The organism is Hymenobacter terricola, from assembly GCF_017921975.2.
Lineage (GTDB): Bacteria > Bacteroidota > Bacteroidia > Cytophagales > Hymenobacteraceae > Hymenobacter > Hymenobacter terricola.
Genome location: NZ_JAGEMO020000004.1, coordinates 155212 through 173940 on the forward strand (window position 1 = coordinate 155212; position 18729 = coordinate 173940).

The 18729-nt window shown below is 63.6% G+C and carries 11 protein-coding genes and 3 tRNA genes; 11 read left to right on the plus strand and 3 right to left on the minus strand.

The window, feature by feature from the left end; genetic code table 11:
* The first annotated feature begins 389 nt into the window (after positions 1–389).
* Together J4G38_RS05760 and J4G38_RS05765 are read left to right on the plus strand one after the other, a co-directional pair.
* The gene (locus tag J4G38_RS05760; protein WP_210516100.1) at positions 390–3188 is read left to right on the plus strand and encodes an N-acetylmuramoyl-L-alanine amidase; all 2799 of its coding nucleotides are present in this window, start codon (positions 390–392) and stop codon (positions 3186–3188) included.
* Positions 3189–3264: 76 nt separating this feature from the next.
* Positions 3265–5256 (plus strand): IPT/TIG domain-containing protein, encoded by a 1992-nt coding sequence (locus J4G38_RS05765; protein ID WP_210516098.1) that lies wholly within the window; start codon positions 3265–3267, stop codon positions 5254–5256.
* Between the two features lie 90 nt (positions 5257–5346).
* On the opposite strand, the gene J4G38_RS05770 is transcribed toward J4G38_RS05765, so the two are convergent.
* The 3 genes from J4G38_RS05770 to J4G38_RS05780 form a co-directional block, all read right to left on the minus strand.
* A tRNA-Arg gene (locus J4G38_RS05770) sits at positions 5347–5420 on the minus strand.
* A gap of 19 nt (positions 5421–5439) precedes the next feature.
* Positions 5440–5513, minus strand: a tRNA-Pro gene (locus tag J4G38_RS05775).
* Between the two features lie 79 nt (positions 5514–5592).
* Positions 5593–5680: transfer RNA gene (locus J4G38_RS05780), tRNA-Ser, on the minus strand.
* Between the two features lie 156 nt (positions 5681–5836).
* On the opposite strand from J4G38_RS05780, the gene J4G38_RS05785 reads away from it, so the two are divergent.
* The 9 genes from J4G38_RS05785 (at position 5837) to hisS (ending at position 18684) form a co-directional block, all read left to right on the plus strand.
* Positions 5837–6817, plus strand: a complete 981-nt coding sequence (locus J4G38_RS05785; RefSeq protein WP_210516096.1) for a VWA domain-containing protein — start codon at positions 5837–5839, stop codon at positions 6815–6817.
* On the plus strand, positions 6814–7818 hold the full coding sequence (locus tag J4G38_RS05790) for a hypothetical protein (RefSeq protein ID WP_210516094.1): 1005 nt from the start codon (positions 6814–6816) through the stop codon (positions 7816–7818). Before J4G38_RS05785 ends, J4G38_RS05790 begins: the two co-directional genes overlap by 4 nt.
* Positions 7819–7976: 158 nt before the next feature.
* On the plus strand, positions 7977–9161 hold the full coding sequence (locus tag J4G38_RS05795; RefSeq protein WP_210516092.1) for an acetyl-CoA C-acyltransferase: 1185 nt from the start codon (positions 7977–7979) through the stop codon (positions 9159–9161).
* A gap of 120 nt (positions 9162–9281) precedes the next feature.
* Positions 9282–10733, plus strand: a complete 1452-nt coding sequence (locus tag J4G38_RS05800; RefSeq protein ID WP_210516090.1) for a toxin-antitoxin system YwqK family antitoxin — start codon at positions 9282–9284, stop codon at positions 10731–10733.
* Between the two features lie 604 nt (positions 10734–11337).
* Positions 11338–13875 carry a TonB-dependent receptor domain-containing protein gene (locus tag J4G38_RS05805; protein ID WP_210516088.1) on the plus strand — a complete coding sequence of 846 codons (2538 nt, stop codon included), beginning with the start codon at positions 11338–11340 and terminating at the stop codon, positions 13873–13875.
* Positions 13876–13984: 109 nt separating this feature from the next.
* Positions 13985–14734: a DUF4386 domain-containing protein gene (locus J4G38_RS05810; RefSeq protein ID WP_210516086.1), complete on the plus strand. Its 750-nt coding sequence runs from the start codon at positions 13985–13987 to the stop codon at positions 14732–14734.
* A gap of 73 nt (positions 14735–14807) precedes the next feature.
* Complete coding sequence (locus tag J4G38_RS05815; RefSeq protein ID WP_210516084.1) at positions 14808–16754, plus strand: M28 family peptidase; 1947 nt, start codon at positions 14808–14810, stop codon at positions 16752–16754.
* A 68-nt stretch (positions 16755–16822) separates the two neighbouring features.
* On the plus strand, positions 16823–16951 hold the full coding sequence (locus tag J4G38_RS28570) for a hypothetical protein (protein WP_262905928.1): 129 nt from the start codon (positions 16823–16825) through the stop codon (positions 16949–16951).
* A 311-nt stretch (positions 16952–17262) separates the two neighbouring features.
* Positions 17263–18684 carry a histidine--tRNA ligase gene (hisS, locus tag J4G38_RS05820; RefSeq protein WP_210516082.1) on the plus strand — a complete coding sequence of 474 codons (1422 nt, stop codon included), beginning with the start codon at positions 17263–17265 and terminating at the stop codon, positions 18682–18684.
* Positions 18685–18729 lie beyond the last annotated feature (45 nt).

Genomic DNA, 18729 nt, shown 5'->3' on the forward strand with positions numbered 1-18729 from the left:
TTGCATTGCAGGTTATGGTTGAGCTATTTGGACATGCCGTTCCCGCAACCCAACTATCTAACAATCAATCATTTATTAGCGAGTTGTGTCATTAAAGAACGGAAATGGTGTTTGTTTTGAGGTTGTTCGGGCGCGCCAGGTTTGAGGTGGGACCAGCAGTTGCTTGAGCATGTAGGGAGTAAGGTTTCGGCGCCTGTGCCTTGTTCTGGAACAAGCAATTCAGTGGTGGCACTGATGCGGAGCGCAATGGACACGGGTAGTTTTGGCTGTTGACAATTAGTTGACAAGCGCCTGTGGACCGAGCTGATTATTTGACTGTAGCAAGACCTTAAGCTCCGCTTTCGCTGCTGCCAGAGGGCCAGGGCACATTTTCCACCCCACCCCAACGCATGGCGCCCACTCCCACCCTGCCCGCGCGGCTCAATCTCAAGGTAGATTTTATCAACGTAGGCGCCCGCAACCGGTCGGGCCGGCCCCTCGCGCCCACGTTCATCACCATTCATAACACGGCCAATGCTGACCGCGGAGCTGACGCGCTGATGCACGCCCGCTACATGAAGGGCGCGGAGGCCCAGCAGCGACTGGTGTCCTGGCACTTCAGCGTGGACGACCAGCAGTGCGTGCAAAGCCTGCCGCTGCACGAGCAGGGCATGCACGCCGGCACCGGCCTGGGCAATGCCAGCAGCATCGGCATTGAGATTTGTGAAAACGCGGGCATCGACCAGCCGGCCGCCAATAAGCGGGCGGCCCTGCTGGTGGGCGCGCTGCTGCGGCGGCTGGGGCTGGCCATTTCGCACGTGGTGCCGCACAAGCATTGGTCGGGCAAGCAATGTCCGCACCTGCTGCTCGACGACCAGGACACGATTAAGGGCTTCCTCAAGCTTGTGCAAACGGAGCTGGACGCGCTGCCCGCTTTGGCAGCTCTTGCCGCCGCCATGGCACCGCTGGCCGCGTCCAAAGGCCGCACCAGGGCCGGAGCCAAACCCGCCGTGGCGTCCGATGCTGACACTACGCCCGCCATGGCAAAAGCGCCGGCGCCCACCGACCAGCTGTTTGCGCTGGACGCCGAAGGCACCAGCCGCGACACCGTGCGCAGTGCCCAGCGCATCAGCGTGGCCGCCCCGGCGGGCCGCCCAAAATCCGCCGGCACCTCCAAAAGCTACGTGCTGAATGCCCGGCCCGACACGCTGGACTTTCGCGACACGCTGTTTGTGCCCACCCTGCGGGAGGTGCCCGCCACCCGGCCACTGGGTCAGTTCCAGAAGCTGGCCAGGCAGTACGGCGTGCCGGTGCTGGACCAGGGCCAGGAAGGCGCCTGCACGGGCTTCGCGCTGGCCACGGTGGCCAACTATCTATTGGGGCAGCGCATTCAGCCCTGTGAGCCCGTATCGGCGCACATGCTCTATACCATGGCCCGCCGCTACGACGAATGGGAAGGCGAAGCCTACGAGGGTTCCAGCGCTCGCGGCGCCATTAAGGGCTGGCACAAGCACGGCGTCTGCTCCGAAAAGGATTGGTCCAGCGACGGCACGGATAACCACCGCCTGACCGGCGAGCTGGCGCAGGCCGCCGGCCGCTGCCCGCTGGGAGCGTACTTCCGCGTGAACCACAAAGACTTAGTGAGCATGCACAATGCCCTGGCCGAAGTGGGCGTGCTCTACGCCACGGGCATCGTGCACGAGGGCTGGCAGAACGTGGACGCCACCGGCCGGATTGAGATGGGCGACACGCGCCTGGGCGGCCATGCCTTCGCGATTGTGGGCTACGACGAGCGGGGCTTCTGGCTGCAAAATTCCTGGGGCCCGACGTGGGGCCACCAGGGCTTTGCCCACCTCACCTATGATGACTGGCTGGCCAATGCCACCGACGTGTGGGTGGTGCGCCTGGGCGTGCCCGTGCAGCTGCGCACGGCGCAGGGTGTGGCAGCCGCCCGCTGGAGCGGGGCCGTGCGGGCCAACGCCTACAGCTTTGCCGACCTGCGCCCCCACATTATCAGCATCGGCAACGACGGGGCGCTGCGGCCCACCGGCACTTTTGGCAACGACGAGGAAGAAGTGCGCCACCTGCTACTGGAAGAATTTCCAAAAATCACCAAAGACTGGCCGCGCAAGCGGCTGCTGATTTACGCCCACGGCGGGCTGGTGAGCGAGGACGACGCCTTGCAGCGCGTGGCCGAATACCGGGCCGAATTGCTGAAAAACGAAGTGTACCCGTTGGCCATTATCTGGCGCAGCGACTTCTGGACCACCATCACCAACCTGCTGCAGGACGCCCAGCGCCGCCGCCGGCCCGAAGGCTTTCTGGGGGGCGCCCTGGATTTCGTGCTCGACCGACTCGACGATTTTCTGGAGCCGGTGGCCCGCAGCGTGGGCGGCCGCCTGCTGTGGCAGGAAATGAAAGAAAACGCCCGCCTGGCCACCGAAAGCCCGCAGGGCGGCCTGCGCGTGACCCTGGGCTACCTGATGGATTTGCTGCATCAGCTCGGCGAGGATGTGGAGCTGCACCTCGTGAGCCACAGCGCGGGCTCCATCATGCTGGGGCCGTTGGCGCAGCTGCTCACCACCGTGGGGCGCATACCGAGCGGGCCGATGGCGGGCCAGCAGGGCTTTGGGCGCCAGGTGGCCAGTTGCACTTTCTGGGCCCCGGCCATTACCACCGAGCTGTTTCTGGAAACCTACGCGCCGGCCATTCGGGCGGGCAGCATAGCGCGGGCGGCGGTGTTTGCCCTGCACGACGGCGTGGAGCAGGACGACAATTGCGCCAATATCTACCACAAGTCGCTGCTCTACCTGGTGTCGAATGCGTTTGAGGATGCAGCCGTGCGCCAGGCCTTCCCGCACGACCGCGCCACGCCGCTGCTGGGCATGGAGAAATTTGTTTCGGCCGCCAGCAAGTTTGCCGACCTGGCCGTGGTCAAGCTCATTCAGGACAAGCTGCTGGAACTGGTGCTGGCCCCCAACATCGACAGCCGCACGCCGGCCACGGAACAATCGGCCAGCCGCCACCATGGCGATTTCGACGACGACGAGCTAACCGTGAAAGCCACGCTGGCCCGCATCCTCGGCCCCGGCGCCGCCAAAACGGCCCTGCTGGCCGCTGCGCCCGAGCTGAGCGTATTCCGCAGCAACGAAATGCACCTGCAGCAGATTCGGCAGGACCTGCCGGCGCCCGTGCGCAACACCCGGTAGCGCTTGCAGCAGATGGCCGCCACAAGGGCTTTTCGAAGCAACGCCTAGGCCTTACCTTCCGGCTTTCTTTCGGCCCATGCTTCCTTGGTTACGCGCGTATTATCGTCTGAGCTGCTGGCTGCTCCTGGCTTGGCTTCCGTCTTTTCAAACCCAGGCCCAAACGGCCGCCCCGGCATTTGACCAGGTGGTGCCCGTAGCCAACCAATTGCTGGGGCCCTTTCCTACCTCTGAGCCCACTGGCCTGGTCATCGACAACTGGGGCAACACCTACGTGACGGGCTACTTCAGCGGCAGTGCCCAGTTTGGAAGCTTCACGCTGGGCACCAGCACTCCTTCGGTCACCCAGCGACGGTTTCTGGCCAAGCTGGATGCCAGCGGCACCTACCTCTGGGTCATAGAAATAGGCGGCCGGCCCCTTACGAATCCTGCGCGCACGGTGGCCGTAGATGCGGCCGGCAATGTGTACCTGGTGGGCAGCTACCTCACCGCCAGCATCGATTTCGGCCCCTTCCGGCTGACCGGCAGTGGCACCCACGCCACCTTATTTGTGGTGAAGCTCGCGCCCAACGGCACCTACCTCGGTGCCTGGCAAGCCGAGGGCACCAGCGTAATCGATGCCGGCGCCCTGGACCTGGACAGCGCGGGCAACATTTACGTAACGGGAGCTTTTGCGCCCGGCACGGTCATCTTCGGCACTACCACGCTCACCAATACCCAATCGAGGTACTATGCCGGCGATGTTTTCGTGGCCAAGCTAACCCCGGGCGGCACCTGGGCGTGGGCGGCCCAGAGTGTCACCACCTATGGCCGGGATGGCGATGGCGCGGCCGCCATTGCCGTGAATGCCCAAGGCGAAACCTACATCACGGGCTCGTACACCAGCCCTACCGTGGACTTTGGCACCAGTACGCTCACCAGCGCCAATTTCTTTACCACCGATGCTTTCGTGGCCAAAGTAGACGCCAGCGGCCAGTGGCAGTGGGCCCATCGCATCGGCGGGGGCTCGTATGACGACGGCGCCGAAATTGGCCTGAACAGTGCCGGCGAGGTGTACGTGTACGGTAGCTTTCAGGGCCAGATGGACGCCGCAAGCTGGCTGCAGCCCGCCAACACCAATGGGGCCTACGAGGTGTACGTGGCCAAACTTGCCCCCACCGGAGCCGTGCTATGGGCCAGCAGTGCCGGCGGCACCGCCTTCGAGCTTCCCTCCGGCATGGCCATCGACGCCGCTGGCAATGCCTACGTAACCGGCTATTTCGATAGTGTGGCGTCTCATTTTGGGGCCGCCACCCTTTCCAACCCCAACGGCGGCTACAACTACGATGCCTTCGTAGCTAAAATTGACGCGGCCGGAACCTGGCAGTGGGCGCAGCAAACCCAAGGCAGTGGCGATGACCGCGGCTACGCCGTGGCCCTCGACCCCAGCGGTATTGCCTGGGTACTTGGAGCAGGCCGTAGCATCAACGTCGGTTTTAGCAGCCTCAACCTGCCCGGCAACGTACCCGGCGTGACGGGCTTTTTGGCGCGGCTGGCCTCATCGCCCTACCTGCCGTTGGTGGGAGGCATTGTGCCCGGCAGCGGCGCCCCCGGCCAGCAGGTCACCATCACCGGCGCCCGGTTTGTGGGGGTAACCGGCGTTTCGTTCAATGGGGTGCCGGCCACGGCCTATTCGGTGCAGTCCCCGACTACGCTGGTGGCTACTGTACCCGTGGGCGCTACCTCTGGCCGGGTGGCCGTGAGCACCGCCGCGGGCAGCAACGGCCGGGCGCCGGTATTTCAGGTCACGCTCGCAACGGCAACCGCAGCCGCGCACCCGGAAAACCAGGCCATCTGGCCCAATCCGGTTCCGGAAGACCGATTGCTGCACATGGCCTGGCCCCTTGGAGCGGCCCCAACGGCACCCGTTGCGGCGTGCCTGCGCTCTGCCGTTGGGCAAGTGGTGCGCTCTTTTGTGGTGAGCCCCCAGTACCCAACCTTGTCGCTGGCGGGGTTGAAGCCGGGAATGTACTCGCTGACCGTAAAAGTGTCGGCACAAGCACCCGTGGTCTACCGTCTGCTGCTGCAATAGCCGGCTCTTCAGTTACCATTGGCCTGACCAGGCAGGCTATAAAATCAAAAAGGCCGTTTCCTTCTGGGAAACGGCCCTTTTATGACGGTGTGGCCCCGTTTGGATTCGAACCAAAGACCGACTACTTAGAAGGTAGTTGCTCTATCCAACTGAGCTACGGGGTCGAAACGGGGCAAACAAATGTCGGGGTGGCAGGATTCGAACCTACGACCTCCTGGTCCCAAACCAGGCGCGATACCGGGCTACGCTACACCCCGAAAAAAAATAATGTTGAGTGTAGATGGCTACCTGGTGGGTGGAGCCCCAACGGGAAGCTTTCGCAACCCAACATTATAGTGGAGAGGGGGGGATTCGAACCCCCGGTAACCTTTAGAGCTACGGCAGTTTAGCAAACTACTGGTTTCAGCCACTCACCCACCTCTCCAGGTTGGTTTCGCTTCCGTCCGAAGCGGGTGCAAATATACGGGCCGAACTCAAACGCCCGCACCAAAGCCGAAAAATTTATCTTTGAGCGCGAAAAAAAACCGGCAACTGCCTGCTGGGTGGCACCTTTGCCTTTCGCTTTTTATGTGTTCCGCACTTGCTAACCTGGGCAACTCCTGATTTTCTGGCCGTGGGGCTGGTCGTGGCTGTGGGCCTGCTGCTGCTCATTCGGCAGTGGCGACGCGGCGGGCGGCTGGGCCGGGCGCTGGGCAGCCGGGCCCGGCACCGCGGCTGGAAGGTGCTGCTGCGGGTGCTGGCGGGTGCGGCGCTGCTGGTAGCGGCGCTGGGGCCGTCGTTGGGCGTGAGCCAGCGGCCGGTACGCACCGCCGGTAAGGACGTGTGGCTGCTGGTCGACGTGTCGCGGTCGATGGATGCGCCCGACGTGGCCCCTACCCGGCTGCTGCGCGCCCAGGCCGAATTACAAGACTTGGTGGCGCAGTTTCCGGCCGACCGGCTGGGGCTGGTGGTGTTTGGAGCTGAAGCGGTGGTGCAGTGCCCCCTTACCTATGACCAGGAGGCCGTACAGGTCTTTATCAGCACGCTGCGAACCAAGCTGCTGCCGGCGGGCCCCACCACGTTGCGGACTCCGCTGGAACTGGTACTGAGCCGGCTGAATCCGGCCCCTGGCCTAGCCACGGCGGCGGTGCCCCGCGCCACCGCGCTGGTAGTGGTGAGCGACGGCGAGGATTTTGGGGAGAACCTGGAGCCGGTCCTGCGGTTGCTGGGCCGGACCGGGACACGGGTGTATACGGTGGGGGTGGGCACGGCGGCAGGCGCTAAAGTCCCGAAAGCTGGCGGCGGATTTTTGCTGGATAACCGCGGGCAGGCTGTGCAAAGCCGCCTTCGGGAAGCTCCCTTGCTGCAACTGGCGGCGCAAACCGGTGGGCAATACGTGGCGTTAAATAACCAGCAAAACGGGTTTGGGCAGCTGCTGCAGGACTTGCGCACCATGCAGGGTGCCGCCGAACAGGTGCGCACCGTGGCCGTGGCCGACAACCGCTACCGCTACCCGCTGGCCGCCGCCCTGCTCCTGCTGGCGCTGGACGTGGCGCTGACTATTACCATCATTCGTCCATGAAATACCTCGCGCTGCTGCTGGTACTGGCCTTGGGTGGACCCGCGTGGAGCCTGCTGACGTGGGTGCACCACCGCAACGCGGCCGTGGCGGCCGGCACGGCTGCCTACGCTCGTGGCGACGCGGCTGGAGCAGCTACTGCTTTTGCCGGGGCTTTAGCCGCCAAAACCCGACGGGTGCCTGACTCGCGCCTGCTGCTCAACCTTGCCCATGCCCAGGCACAAGCTGGCCAGCTCAGCGCGGCCCACGACACCTACGGACGCTTACTAACCGGCACTCCGGCGGCTCTCGGCAGCGTGGCCCGCCAGCAGCTGGCTGTGCTGGCGGCGCGGCAGGGCCAGCTGGCTCAGGCGCTGAGCCTATTGCGGCAAGCTCTGCTGCTCGACGCCAGCAACAGCGGCGCGCGCTACAACTACGAAGTGCTGAGTGACTACGTGGCCCGGCGACCAACCTCGCCGAGAATCTCGCCGCCCGAGGGACCGAAACCGGAGGCCCCCAAGCCGGCGCCGGATAAAAACGCGGCGAACAAACCCAAGCCCGCCGACAAAGCCGGCACCGACCGCAAAGGCGAAATCAACGATTCGAGGCCCGCTCCTACGCCAAATACACCGCCCGCGCCGCGCCCCAGCCCAGCCGGCCGGCCCAATAATAAGCAGCCCGGCGCCGCGCCCGGCAATGCTGCGACCGGTGGCCGCGCGCCCGGCGCGGGTACACCACAGTCTGTGGGCAGTGGCGGGAAGCCCGGCACCCAGCGCGGGCTGGACCGCAGCAGCGCCGCCCCAAACTCGGCCGCCAACGGCCGGAGCAGCCGCCCCGGCACCGATGCGGCAACCCCGGCCGATTTGAGCCTGCAAACCCAACGCGAACGACTGCAGGCCATGAACCTCAGCCCCGCCCAGGCCCGCCAGCTCCTGGAAACGCTGCGGGCACAGGAGCAGCAGTATTTGCAGCAAGTCACGCGGCCCGCCGCCCAGAAGCCGGACCCCAGCAAGCCGATGTGGTAATTGTAGCGCGGACTTTGCGAGTCCGCGCGAGTACATAGCCGGGTTTCGTTCGGACGCGAGCGCACAATGTCCGCGCTACAACGCTGCTGCCCGTTCTAAATCCGTACTTTTGCGGCCTGATTCAACCTCCCACCCCCAACCCTTTTTATACCCACAGTATGCAAACCAAAGAAGTTGTCATCATCTCGGCCGTCCGCACGCCCATTGGCTCGTTTGGCGGGGCATTGTCGTCGCTGTCGGCCACGGAGCTGGGCGCCATTGCCCTGAAAGGCGCGCTGGAGAAGGCCGGCGTGGCCCCCTCGGAAGTGGAGCAGGTGATTATGGGCAACGTGATTTCGGCCAACCTGGGCCAGGCCCCCGCCCGGCAGGCCGCCAAAAAAGCCGGCTTGCCGGATACCGTGGAGTGCACGACGGTGAACAAAGTGTGCGCTTCGGGTTCGAAGGCCATCATGTTTGCGGCCCAGGCCATCATGCTGGGGCAGGCCGACGTGATACTCGCCGGCGGCATGGAGAGCATGAGCAATGTGCCCTATTACCTCGACAAAGCCCGTTTTGGGGCCAAGTACGGCAATGGCCAGATGATTGACGGCCTCGTGCGCGACGGCCTCTGGGACCCTTACCACGACTACGCCATGGGCAACGCGGCCGAGCACACGGCCAAGGAAATGGGCATCACCCGCGAGCAGCAGGACGCTTTCGCCATCGAGAGCTACACGCGCAGCGCCGCCGCCGCGAAGGCCGGCAAGAAGAAGGACGAAATCGTGCCCGTAACCATCGAGAGCCGCGGCAAAACCACGGTAATGGACGACGACGAGGAATACCTGAAGGTTGATTTCGCCAAAGTGCCCGGCCTGAAACCCGCCTTCATCAAAGAGGGTGGCACCGTGACGGCGGCCAACGCCTCGACCCTGAACGACGGTGCCGCCGCCGTGCTGCTGATGAGCCGCGAGAAGGCCGACGCCCTGGGCCTCACGCCCATCGGTCGCATCCTGGGCTTTGCCGATGCCGAGCAGGCGCCGGAGTGGTTCACGACTTCGCCCGCGCTGGCTATTCCGAAGGCGCTGAAAAACGCCGGTAAGACGGCCGCCGACGTGGACTTTTACGAAATCAACGAAGCTTTCTCGGTGGTGAGCCTGGCGAACAACCAGCTGCTGAACCTGGAAGGCAGTAAGGTAAACGTGTACGGCGGGGCCGTGAGCCTGGGCCACCCGTTGGGCGCTTCCGGGGCGCGCATCGTGACCACGCTGCTGAACGTGCTGAAGAACGAGGGCGGCAAAATCGGCGTCAGCGGCATTTGCAACGGCGGTGGCGGGGCCAGCGCCATTGTGGTGGAGCGGCTGTAATTGACCGTAGCCTTTGATAAATGAAGCCTCATCGATTCCTCGGTGGGGCTTTTTTTGGCCCGAATTTTAGCGCCCGCCCTCCTGCTGCACGGAAACAGCATTTCCTGCGTTCTTTGGCCTATGAAATATTTGTTGCCCTTTTTTCTGTTGCTGCTGGCCTTGCCTTCGCACGGCCAGCGGCTGCGCCGGCTCATATCGTATTATGACTCGACCAAAGTGTATAAGCGGGAAGTGTACACGGCTTTGGTGGCGGCCGATACCGTGCCCCAGGGCACGTACAAGCGGTTTTATCGCACCGGCAAGCTGGAGCAGCAAACGAGTTTCAACCAGGGCAAGCGCGACTCGGCCTACGTGGAATTTCATCCCAGCGGCACCCGGCGGCTGGAGGCGACGTACCGCGACGGCATTCGGCAAGGGCCGTTCAAGACGTATTACGACGACGGCAAGGTGGCGCAGGCCGGCTTTTTCGTGGACGACGAACCCAATGGAGAGTTAACGTATTTCCACCCCGACGGCTCGGTGCGCCTGAAGACCACGCTGGTGAAGGGCCAGCCCAACGGCGCGCTGAAAGCTGTGTATCCGGATGGCAAGACGCAGGCCGAAATCAACTACGAAAACGGCCAGCCCAACGGCGCAGTGAAGTTTTATTACCCCAACGGCGTCGTGCAGAGCGAGGGCAGCTTCACGCGCGGGCTGCTGTCGGGGCCCTACAAAACGTATTACCCGAACAGCCAGATTGAGGTGGAAGTGCTGGCCGATAAGAACGGCCGCGGGCGCTACCGCAGCTACTACCAGAGCGGCAAGCTCCAGACCGAGAGCACCTACTCTCCTGCTTCGCTGGTGCAGCGCCCGGTCAAGAACCAGCTCGGCGACGACCTCACCAAGCGCGTGCTCCCGCCCACCGGCACCAACAACCTCGATGGGCCCGCCACGAGCTATTACGAAGGCGGCCAGGTGAAAACCAAGCTCACCTACCGCAACGGCATCCCAACGGGCCACGGCCTGGAATACTTCGAAAACGGCAACCTGCACGAGGACACCGACTACGGCAACAACGGCCGCGACCGCAAAATCACGCGTTACCAGGATGCCCCTGGCCAGCTGGTGCAGGCCGAGGAGCAGTACAAGAACAACCGCCCCGCCGGCACCTGGCGCGAGTATTACCCCGATGGCAAGGCCGTGCGCAAGTCCGAAACCTACGGCCCCAGCGGCCGCATCGTGGGCGAGCGCCTCACCTACTTCGAGAACGGGCAGGTGCAAACCCGGCAGCCGTATCTGAACGGCTTTATGGCCGGGGTCGGGCAGGAATATTTCCCCTCGGGCAAGGTGCGCAAGGAGACGACTTACGTGCGCAGCATGCTCCAGGGCACTTTCCGGGAGCTGCGCGAGGACGGCACGCTGGCCGTGAGCGGCCTGTACCGCAACAGCCGCCAAAGCGGCATCTGGACCTACTACAAGGAAGACGGCAAAGCCGTGGACCGCACCGTAACCTATCGCAACGGCCAACTGGTAACCGACCCCGTGAAACAGCCTAAAGCCAAACCACGGCCCCCTCTCAAGCGAAAACAGTAGCCTGATACTGCCGGCGCGCATCGTAACCGCGCTACCAGAAATGCATTAAGCCGCGTAGCGGTGACAGCTGGCCCCAGGCCTCTGCCACTGCTGCGCGGCTTTTGTACGTGGTACCAAGTAGCGTTGCGAACAACCTGCGCCGCTGGGTGGCTGGCCAATTTTCAGTTCGGGATTGTAATGACTTTGGCCATTTCGCGATAAAGTGGTGGTCTTTCAGTAGAACTGCCAGCCGCTTGGGCAACCGAAATACCCCGGCCTGCATCTGACAACCCGAACCCAAACATCTGGAAATCGCCTGACCGGCAAATGCCAAAATAATTTTTTACCCTGGTTATCACTGATAATCAGACACTCGAAAATTATAAAGCTTTGCTCAACGGAAAATTAATCAACCAGTACCTTGCGTTACAAAGTACCTGCTTTACATTTGTTCTGTTGTTAGCCTAGTAGCTGACGTCAGCGTGTACCAAAGACGGCCCGCTACCCAGCTGCGCCACCTCACTCACCGGGGTTTGGGCGACTGAGCTACTCTCCTCCGCAGCGGAACCGCGGCCGCTGCCCGACCTGAGTTGCCCCTCGCCCCTCCACATTTCACCTCTGCACCATGAAAACTTTGTTCACGATTTCAACACCATCTTCCCCCGTCGGCCGCGCATTGCGGGGCCTGGCCGTGGTGGCGCTGTTGCTGCCTTTGGGCGCGGCGGCCCAAACCGGCGGCCCTGGCAGCGTAAGCGGCAGTTTGGTAGAAGCCGGCACCGGCCAGGCCGTGCCCTTCTCCGACGTGCTGCTGCTGCGCGCCGCCGATTCTACCTTCGTGGCCGTGGCCCAAACCACCGAGCAGGGCACGTTTAAAGCCGCTGCGCTGCCGCTGGGCACGTATTTGCTGCGGGTGCAGGACCTAAACTACAAGCCCCTGCGTCGCCGCTTCAAGCTGACGGCAGCCACCCCGACGCTGGAATTTTCCAGCTTAAAAATGACCGCCGCCACGGCCACCAAACTGGGCGAGGTGGTGGTGACCGGCGAGAAAGCCACCGTGGTGGAAGAGCTGGGCAAGCGCGTGATTAACGTGGAAAAAGACCTGGGCAGCGTGGGCGGCACGGCCGTGAACGTGCTCCAGAACGTGCCTTCGGTGGCCGTGGACGTGAACGGCACGGTGAGCCTGCGCGGCAGCTCCAACCTTACCATCCTCATCGACGGCAAGCCGGCGGGCGTGAGCAACGGCGGCCCCGGCGGCGGCCAGAGCCTCGACCAGATTCCGGCTTCGCGCATTGCCCAGGTGGAGGTGATTACCAACCCCTCGGCCAAGTACGACGCTTCGGGCGGCGGCGGGGTTATCAACCTCATTACCAAGAAAAACACCAAGCCCGGCACCAACGGGCAGGCCTCCCTCACGCTGGGCACGGCCGATAAATACAACGGCAGCCTGAGCCTGAACCGCAAGGTGGGCAAGGCCAGCTGGCAGCTGAGCTACAACGGCCGCGACCAGACCTACCGCAGCCACGGCCACAACGAGCAAACCGCCCTGCTGCCCACCGAAACCGGTACTTCTACGGTGCAAACAGCGCAGGTCGGCACGGGCTCGCAACAGCACGCCAGCCACAACCTGCGCCTCGGCGTGGACCTGGACCTGGGCCACGAGCAAACCCTGAGCCTGGCCGTGTCGCCCGGCACCGAGACGGAAAACGAAAGCGAGCAGCAAAGCCTGACCCAGCAAACCAACGGCGGCCCCATCAGCCGCATCCTGGGCCTGCAAGAGCTGAAAGTGAGCGTGAAGCTGCTGGAATACGACGGCAACTACCGCCGCACCTGGGAAAAACACCCCGGCCGCGAGCTCACCGGCAGCTTTGGCGGCGTGGTGATTGATGCCACGGTGCCCGTGATTCAGCGGCAGACGGCCGAGGTGGGCTCCCTGGCGCAGGCCGGCTGGCGCCAGCAGCTGGGCGTGAACGCCGACATCGAGTTTGGCCAAATCGACTACGTGCATCCCTTCGGCGAAGGCAAGGGCCGGCTGGAAATGGGCCTGAAAGGCGAGCGCCAGGGCAACCGGGGCAGCAACGGCTTCGGCGTGCAGCGCGATGAAACTCACCCCGACGAGTACCTGGCCGACCCCATGCGCTCGCTCACGTACGACTTTACCCAGGTGGTATCGGCGGGCTACGTGACGGTGCAGCGGCCCCTCGGCAAGCACTATAACGCCCAGGCCGGCCTGCGCTCGGAGTATACCAATGGCACCGGCAACGTGCTGGGCGGCAGCGGCCAGGGTGCTTTCACCCTGAACTACCTGAACTTCTTTCCTTCGGCCACCATCAGCCGGGAGTTTGGCAAGGAAGCCGGCCAAAACCGCTTGCAGCTGAGCTACGCCCGCCGCCTCGACCGGCCCGACTTTATGCAGCAGCTGCCGCTGCCGGTGTACCAGGACACCCGCAGCTACCGCCTCGGCAACCCCGCGCTGCACGCCGAATACAGCAACAACATTGAGCTGGGCCACCAATTGACGCTGGGCCAGGCCACCATCACCACCACGGTATTTGCCCGCATCACCACCGACGCCATCCAGCGCATCCGGGAGGTGGACACCACGGCTACCCGTCTGGCCGGGGCCGGCACCGCCCTCATCACCCGCGAAACCTACCGCAACTCGGGCCGCACCACCAACCTGGGCGCCGAATTCAGCCTGAGCCAGCCCCTGGCCAAGTGGTGGCGCATCAACACCAGCGGCTCGGTATACCGCAGCGCAATTGCTACCAACGGCCTCGGCAATGCCCGCAGCGCCCTGGCCGCCAGTGCCCGCCTCACCAACAACTTCACCGTGCGGCCTACTTTGGACGTGCAGCTCAGCGGCAACATCACCTCCAGCGTGCTCACGGCCCAGGGCCGGCAATTGGCGCAGGGGCAGGTTGATTTGGCCCTGCGCCAGCGCCTGTTTTCGGACCGCGCCGCCCTCACCCTCCGCGTGTCGGACCTGCTGAACACCAACCAATACACCCGCATCATCGACACGCCTACGCTGCAAACCACAAGCTACAGCAAGCGCGAAACCCGCGTGGGCTGGCTGGGCTTCACCTGGTACATCGGGGCCAGCAAGCCAGGCAAGAAGATTGACGCCGTGCCCCAGGGCGGTAACGGCGGGTTCGGCGGCTGATAGTGGCCAGGCTGGCCGTAACCGGACGGATAAGGCACGGCATGCCGTTCTTTATCCGTCGGCGCCAACCCGCCGCCTGATAACCCTTTCAAACTTCCCTCCGGACAGCATGAGCCCCAACAACAAAATGGCCCGGATTGCCGGCCTCCTGTATCTGGTTGTCATCGCTACCGGACTGTTTGCCGAGGTATTTGTGCGGCAGGCGCTGGCGGTGCACGGCAATGCCCTGGCCACCTTCCACAACATCCAGCACTCGGAAATGCTGTACCGGGCGGGGTTTGTGGCCGACCTCTGCAACTTCGCGGTGGGGCTGCCGGGGGTGCTCATCATGTACGTACTGCTGAAGCCGTTTGGCAAATACCTGGCCCGGCTGGCCATGTTCTTCGTGCTGGTGCAGACGGCCGTGACTGCCGCCAATTTGTTGAACCAGCTGTCGCCGCTGCTGTGGAGCGGCACCGACCAGGTCCGGACCGTTTTTTCTCCGGCCCAGCTGGCAGCGCTCGCCGCGCATTCGCTCAACATGCAGGAGCTGGGCTACGGCATCGGGCTGTTCTTTTTCGCTTTCTATTGCATCATCATTGGCCACCTGCTTTTCCGGTCGGGGCTGGTGCCCCGGGTTTTTGGCGTCCTCTACGCGCTGGCCGGCTTCAGTTACCTGGCCAACTCGCTGGTGTTGTTTCTGTCGCGGCATTTTGCCAACCCCTGGTTTCCTTATTTTGCCGGGGTTTCCTTTCTCGGCGAGCTGGCACTGTGCCTGTGGTTCATCATCAAGGGAGTGCGGGACAAACCAGCCCCCGGCGAAACCATTCCCCAAAGCCCGGCCGCCGGCCCGGCCCTGCTGACGCAACCGGCCCGCTAACCGGCCTCCAATCGCTACTTTAGCGCCTTCTGCTACGCCGCTCCCCCTTTCTTTTTTTCACTGTTCTGCTTTCATGAAAACTCCGTTGTACCTGACCCTGGCCGGCTTGCTCACGGTCGGCCCGCTGGCCGCGCAGCCCGGCAAAGTCAAAATCAAGACCAAGCCCGGCCGTACGGAAGCAACTGCTCCGAACGCCCCCGCCCCAGCCGCCACGCCCACCGACTGGTCGCTGCCCTACGCCGCCACCATCACGCCCGCCGGCCTCAAAGCCGACCTCGACGTGTTGGCCTCCGATGCCTACGAGGGCCGCGAAACCGGCAAGAAAGGCCAGAAAATGGCCGCCGACTACCTCGCCAAAGCCTTCGCGGCCGACGGCCTGGCCGGCCCCGTGGCGGGCTCCGACAACCCCTACATCCAGCACTTCGGCATGAAGCGCACCAGCCTCGACCTGCCGGCCAGCACCGTGAAAGTGGGCGGACAGACCTTCCAGGGCAAGCGCGATTTCTACGCGGCCCTGACCGAAGCCTTCGCTGCGCCCACGCCGCTGCAACCGGTGTTTGTGGGCTACGGCATTAAGGAAGAGAAGTACTCCGATTTCGCTACCGCCGCCGATTACAAGGGCAAAGACATCATTCTGCTGGCCGGCGAGCCCCTCACGGCCCAGGGAAAATCCCTGCTCGGCCCCGATGGCAAGCCCAGCCCCTACGCCCCCACCACGCTGGAAGGCCTGGGGGCCCGGCGGCGGTCCATTTTCCCGCTGGGCGCGCGCTCCATCACGGTGGTAATGCCCACCGCCGCCGCCTTTGCGGCAGTTCCCAAGGGCTACGACCAGCTGGTTGGGCACGAAGAGCTGGCTTTTGACGGCGAAAAGGAGAAAAAGGGCGGGTTTAACATCTTCGTGGCCTCGCCCGAAATGGGGGCCAGGCTGCTGGGCACCACCCCGGCCGGCCTCGACAAATACCGCCAGGCCGTGGCCAAGGCCGGCAAGCCGGTGGCCGCGCCCTTCAAACCAGCCGCCGCTACGGCGCAGGCCAGCCTGCATTCGGAGCCCTTCACCACCGAAAACGTGCTGGGCTACCTCGAAGGCGGCGACAAGAAGGATGAAGTAATCGTGGTATCTGCCCACTACGACCACCTCGGCATCAAGGACGGCGTGGTGTTCAACGGGGCCGACGACGACGGCTCGGGCACGGTGAGCGTGCTGGCCATGGCCCGCGCCTTCACCCAGGCCAAAAAAGAGGGCCACGGCCCGCGCCGCAGCCTGCTCTTCCTGGCCAATACCGGCGAGGAAGAAGGCCTGCTCGGCTCGCAGTACTACACCGACCATCCCATATTCCCCCTGGCCAGCACCGTGACGGACCTCAACATCGACATGGTGGGCCGCGTGGACAGCTTGCACCAGGGCAAGGGCGACTACGTGTACCTGGTGGGTGCCGACCGCCTCTCGACCGAGCTCAATACCCTGAGCGAAGCCACCAACCAGCAGTACAACCCGGTGGCCCTCGACTACAAATACAACGACCCGGCCGACCCCGAGCAGATTTACTACCGCTCCGACCACTACAACTTCGCCAAGCACAACGTCCCGATTATCTTCTACACCAGCGGCCTGCACCCGCAGTACCACAAGGCCACCGACGACGTGGCCCTGATTGACTTCCCGGCCATGGCCCGCCGCGACCAGCTCATCTTCCACACGGCCTGGGCCCTGGCCGAGCGCGACACCCGCGTGGCCCTGAAACCGGAGTTTCTGACCACCGGCTTCACCCCCGCCCCCGCCGACCTCGACCGCTACGTGGGCACCTACGCCAGCCCCCAGATTCCCCTGAAAATCACCTTCACCCGCGAGGGCAGCACCCTCAAGTCCCAGGCCACCGGCCAGCCCGCCTTCGCGCTGGAACCCGTGAGCAAAGACGTGTTCAAATTCGACCAGGCCGGCATCCGCGTCGAGTTCGACCCGGCCCAGCCCCTGTTCAAGCTGAAGCAGGGCGGCGGCGAATTTGAATTCAAGAAAGAGTAATTCCTGATACCTGCCTTTTTTCTGCGAAAAGCCCCGTCGTCGGTTCGTCCGGCGGCGGGGTTTATTTTTTGGTGTGGATTTTCCGGCTCGCCCGGCGGGCGGCTTATTCCTACAAGGAGCTGGACGCCCTTAAAAACCAGCTCGAAGCCGCCGAAACGCTGCTGGCCAAGAAATCAAGCGCCATTCTAAGTTATTAGTCATTAGCGGGCAGTTGTTCGTGGCTTTATAAGCGTTTGACTGACAACAAACAACCAGCAACCAACACCCCGTTTACTTCTGAATAACTACTTGATTGGCGTGGGCCGGAAATTCACCAAAGACAGCGACCAGTACGAACAAGTGGGTGGCGTGCGCGAGAGCGAGCGCCAGAAGTCGGGCCCCAAAGCCAAAGCTGCGTCTAAGCCGTAAGCACGCCCTTCGCAGCATTGAAAGCCGCTTTCCTCGATTGAGGGAAGCGGCTTTTTCGTTTGGCGGTTGTCGTGTAGCGCGCCGTTACCTTTGCCCCGTTATGCAAAAACCGAGTATTCCGAAAGGCACCCGCGACTTTGGGCCGGCCCAGGTGGCGCGCCGCCAGCACATTTTCAATGTCATCCGCCGCACGTTCGAGTCGTTTGGCTTCGCGCCGCTCGAAACGCCGACGCTGGAAAACCTGTCCGTCCTCACCGGCAAGTACGGCGACGAGGGCGACCAGCTCCTGTTTAAAGTCCTGAACTCCGGCGATTTCGCCAAGGACGTCACGGCTTTCGATTTAGAAACCGGCTCGAAAGCCCTGCTGCCCAAAATTGCCGAAAAAGGCCTGCGCTACGACCTCACCGTGCCTTTTGCCCGCTACGTGGCCATGAATCGGGGCACCCTCACCTTCCCCTTCAAGCGCTACCAGATGCAGCCCGTGTGGCGCGGCGACCGGCCAGCCCGAGGACGCTACCGCGAGTTTTACCAGTGCGACGCCGACGTGGTGGGCACCGACTCGCTGCTCTGCGAAGCCGAAATCGTGCTGATGACGGCCCAGGTGCTGAACGGGCTGGGGCTGGATGATTTCACCATAAAAATCAACCACCGGGGCGTGCTGCGCAACATCTACCAGGCGCTGGGCAGCGAGGGCAACGAGACGGGTTTGTTCGTGGCCATTGATAAGCTCGATAAAATTGGGCGCGATGGCGTGACCAAAGAGCTGCTGGAACGTGGCTTTTCGGAGCCCACGATTGAGACGCTGTTTGCGCTGCTGAGCGTGGCGGGCAGCTACGAAGAGAAGCTGCAGCGGCTGATGGCGGGCTTCGTCACGGCCGGCGTGGAGCCGGACGGGGTGCGCCCCGGCGACGAAGAATCGGACGAGGCGATGGCCAACTACCGGGGCCTGACGGAACTGGCCGAGGTGCTGGACTTGCTCACCGCCTCCGGCTTCCGGCAGTTCGACCGGCTCGAATTCGACCCCACCCTGGCGCGGGGCCTCTCCTACTACACGGGCTGCATTTTCGAAGTAAAAATCAACAACGTGCAGATGGGCAGCGTGAGCGGCGGCGGGCGCTACGACAACCTCACCGGCTCGTTTGGGCTGCCGGGCGTGTCGGGCGTGGGCTTCTCGTTTGGCGTCGACCGCCTGTACGACTGCCTGGAGGCGCTGGATTTGTTCACCGTAACGGCCGAAACCCCCACCCGCTGCCTCATCACGCACTTCGACGTGGCCAGCGGCCGGGCCGCGCTGCCGCTGCTGGCACAATTGCGGGCGGCCGGCATCCCCAGCGAGTTGTACCCCGATGCCAGCAAGCTGCAAAAGCAGTTCAAGTACGCCGACGCCAAGGGCATTCCCCTGGTAATCGTCCTCGGCCCGGAGGAGATTGCGGCCGGCGTGGCCAAAATCAAAATCATGGCCTCGGGCGTGGAGCAGGTGTTGCCGCTGGGTGAAGTGGTGGCCGCCCTCACGGTAGAGTAGCCACGAGGCAGCACCACGGGCCGCAGTTACGCGCTGCGCGCAAAA

Excerpts from the sequence above, each read along its gene's own strand:
- J4G38_RS05795 (WP_210516092.1), top strand. The coding sequence starts at position 7,977 with ATGCAAACCAAAGAAGTTGTCATCATCTCGGCCGTCCGCACGCCCATT.
- J4G38_RS05805 (WP_210516088.1), top strand. The coding sequence starts at position 11,338 with ATGAAAACTTTGTTCACGATTTCAACACCATCTTCCCCCGTCGGCCGC.
- J4G38_RS05810 (WP_210516086.1), top strand. The coding sequence starts at position 13,985 with ATGAGCCCCAACAACAAAATGGCCCGGATTGCCGGCCTCCTGTATCTG.
- J4G38_RS05765 (WP_210516098.1), top strand. The coding sequence starts at position 3,265 with ATGCTTCCTTGGTTACGCGCGTATTATCGTCTGAGCTGCTGGCTGCTC.
- J4G38_RS05790 (WP_210516094.1), top strand. The coding sequence starts at position 6,814 with ATGAAATACCTCGCGCTGCTGCTGGTACTGGCCTTGGGTGGACCCGCG.
- J4G38_RS05800 (WP_210516090.1), top strand. The coding sequence starts at position 9,282 with ATGAAATATTTGTTGCCCTTTTTTCTGTTGCTGCTGGCCTTGCCTTCG.
- J4G38_RS05815 (WP_210516084.1), top strand. The coding sequence starts at position 14,808 with ATGAAAACTCCGTTGTACCTGACCCTGGCCGGCTTGCTCACGGTCGGC.
- hisS (WP_210516082.1), top strand. The coding sequence starts at position 17,263 with ATGCAAAAACCGAGTATTCCGAAAGGCACCCGCGACTTTGGGCCGGCC.
- J4G38_RS05760 (WP_210516100.1), top strand. The coding sequence starts at position 390 with ATGGCGCCCACTCCCACCCTGCCCGCGCGGCTCAATCTCAAGGTAGAT.